Origin of the sequence: Paraburkholderia atlantica (assembly GCF_009362785.1) — a bacterium.
Lineage (GTDB): Bacteria > Pseudomonadota > Gammaproteobacteria > Burkholderiales > Burkholderiaceae > Paraburkholderia > Paraburkholderia atlantica.
Map to the genome: position 1 here is coordinate 1 of NZ_WHNQ01000171.1, position 2,643 is coordinate 2,643.

Here is a 2,643-nt window from a genome sequence, read left to right on the forward strand (position 1 = left end):
CGGCACGCCGGCCGTCGATCGACTTCACGTTGCTGTACTGTTCGAGCATGGTCGCCAGTTCCACCTCGACTGCCTGCTGAATGATCTGCCGCGCGCCTTGCTGGATCAGCTCATCTAGCACGCTTTTCGTTTGCGCTTTACTGCTGTTCGCTTCTTGCGTAATCTTCTTCATGGTGGTCGGGTCCGGCCTTCTCGGGTTCGCTGGTTGTGCCTTTGACAAGCAACATTCTCAGCTAGACCGCCACCGCCTTCTCAAATTCCTGCCGCTCCCGCTGTACACCAGATTCGACAATAGCTCGGTAGAACGGCAGCGCAAGCTGGTCGGGCATGCGCTCGATGATAAGCTTGCGCATTTTCACGCAACTGATTGCGGGTTTTCCGAAGGGGCCGAATTTGTCTGCGAGCCCCACCGGGAATGGCTTTCGGAGCTGGCGAGGGGGGAGCGGTTAAAGTGAGGGCTTTGCGGATGCGAGAATGGCTGCAAACCATGGCCGGCAGGCGATTCCCACGAAATTGAGTGAAGCGCAGTTCGGGCAATTTGTCTTGCCGCACCTGAGCCGGGGCCGGCGCGGCCCGCCGCCGACGTTGCCGTTACAGAGGATGTTCAACTACGTCCTGAAGGCGCTCTATATGGGGTGTCAATGGAAGATGCTGCCGATCGAAACGGATGCAAAGGGGCTGCCTGAAATCCACCACACCCGCATCTACCGGATCATGCGACGCTGGCAGGCTGACGGCAGCATCGACCGGGTCTTCGCGGGCTCGGTCGATCAACTGCATCGGGACCAGCTCCTCGACCTCGCGAACATCCATGGCGACGGCACGACCACAGCGGCAAAGAAAGGCGGCGACAACCTGGGCTACAGCGGGCACAAGCATCTGAAGGGCGACAAGGTGGTGGCCTTCTGCGATCGCAACTGCAACATCATCGCGCCATTCGTGACGGCGCCGGGCAATCGCAACGCATCACCCCTGCTGCGTGACGCGCTGCCCAAACTCACCGCCATGGCGCGCGCCATTGGTGCGAACCTGCAGGGCTCAACCGTCAGTCTGGATGGCGTCTACGACTGCCGCGAAAACCGCCGTGCGATCTTCAACCGCGGCATGAGGCCCAACATTCCCGAGAACCCGCGTGGGCGCGGTCGCAGACGGCATTTCGACGCGGCCATCTTCGCGGAGCGCTTCAGCACCATCGAGCGCGTGTTCGCCTGGGAGGACACCTTCCGCCGCCTGCTGCTGCGCTTCGAACGCATCAGTGCCGTGCACTACGCGCTCAAGACGCTCGCCTACACGATGATCAACCTGAGGCACTACTGCCGCAGCTGATCGCGGCCCTCAGGGCGGCTTGTCGCTACTTCGCCGGCGCATTGCGCCATGGCCGCGCGCGTCGTTACCATGTCGAGCACTTCGCAAATCAGACTTCCGCTTCGCGTTGCCAGTCTTGCCAACTCATGTATTTCATGAAACATATGCATTACTGATCAAATGCAACTTCAGTCTGCTTGAAACCCGCAATCAGTTGCGCTGCTGAAAGCTCCTCGAGCGTACCTGAGCCGCCTAAGTCGAAGCCTTCAGCGTTTTCGGGCCCGGTCGATGCTGCGTGGTGCGCCAAGGCAGAGTTTCGAACGGGGCTTGGGGATTCCAGCGAGCGCTCTAATGATTCGGCGAAACCTTGCATGGCCCCGGCAGATGAAGGCTGCGCAGCATCTGCCCGCGGCGGCAGGTTCAGGCGGTTGAGCAAACGCTGCCAGCGCAGCCCTGCGTCGGGCAGCGTACCGCTGAGCGCTTCAGCCTCGGTCACGCCGAGACTGGCAAGCAGCCTGAGCAAATCGACTCTTGACACTTGGAATTTGGCTTTGGCGTCGGCGAAGGCCGATGACCTAGGTGGAAGATAGTCGTGGAAGAACTGCAGGACTTCTACGCATTGCGCGGGCGTTGGCCCATACCTGGTGGGCGTGGGTGCTGGGTTGGAAGCCGGGCTGATTTGCATTCGCCGAATCGGCGCTTGTGTGTGCCGTGCTGTCTCCAGCGCAGGTCGACCACCGATGCAGGCTAGGGCGACGGCCTGCCCGGTGCTCAGACCATGGGGCCGCTGGCACAATTCCGGTAGCAGCACCTTGACCGCCTCCAGCGCCTGCCTGCCACCTCCGTTACTGGCGATCGCCACCACCTGTTCTGTGCTTAGGCCATAGGGTGGCTCACGCAACTGGGGGAGCAGCGCCTTGACCGCCTCCAGCGCCTGCTTGCCACCTCCGTTACTGGCGATCGCCACCACCTGTTCTGTGCCTAGGCCATAGGGTGGCTCACGCAACTGGGGGAGCAGCGCCTTGACTGCCTCCAGCGCCTGCTTGCCACCAATGTTGCTGGCGATCGCCACCACCTGCCCGGCGCTCAGGTTGCAGGGCGGCGGGCACAATTCCGGGAGCAGCACCTTGACCGCCTCCAGCGCCTGCTTGCCGCCATCATTGCTGGCGATCGCCACCACCTGTGCGGCGCTCAGGTTGTAGGGCGGCTGGCACAATTCCGGGAGCAGCACCTTGACCGCCTCCAGCGCCTGCTTGCCGCCATCATTGCTGGCGATCGCCACCACCTGTGCGGCGCTCAGGTTGTAGGGCGGCTGGCACAATTCCGGGAGCAGCACCT

General features: G+C 62.2%; 1 protein-coding gene and 2 pseudogenes. 1 reads left to right on the top strand and 2 read right to left on the bottom strand.

All coding sequences use genetic code 11. The annotated features are described in order from the left end of the window. Positions 1 to 172 (bottom strand): annotated as a pseudogene (locus GCT19_RS45190) (IS256 family transposase); the annotation flags it as partial. Positions 173 to 474: 302 nt separating this feature from the next. Between GCT19_RS45190 and GCT19_RS41940 the strand changes: the two are divergent. Beyond that, entirely contained in the window at positions 475 to 1,326 is an 852-nt protein-coding gene (locus tag GCT19_RS41940; RefSeq protein WP_152855081.1) for a transposase, read from the top strand. A 148-nt stretch (positions 1,327 to 1,474) separates the two neighbouring features. Here GCT19_RS41940 and GCT19_RS41945 read toward each other — a convergent pair. Continuing rightward, positions 1,475 to 2,643: pseudogene (locus tag GCT19_RS41945) on the bottom strand (hypothetical protein); the annotation flags it as partial.

Coding starts and splice junctions, on each gene's coding strand:
- GCT19_RS41940 (WP_152855081.1), top strand. CDS start 475: ATGGCTGCAAACCATGGCCGGCAGGCGATTCCCACGAAATTGAGTGAA.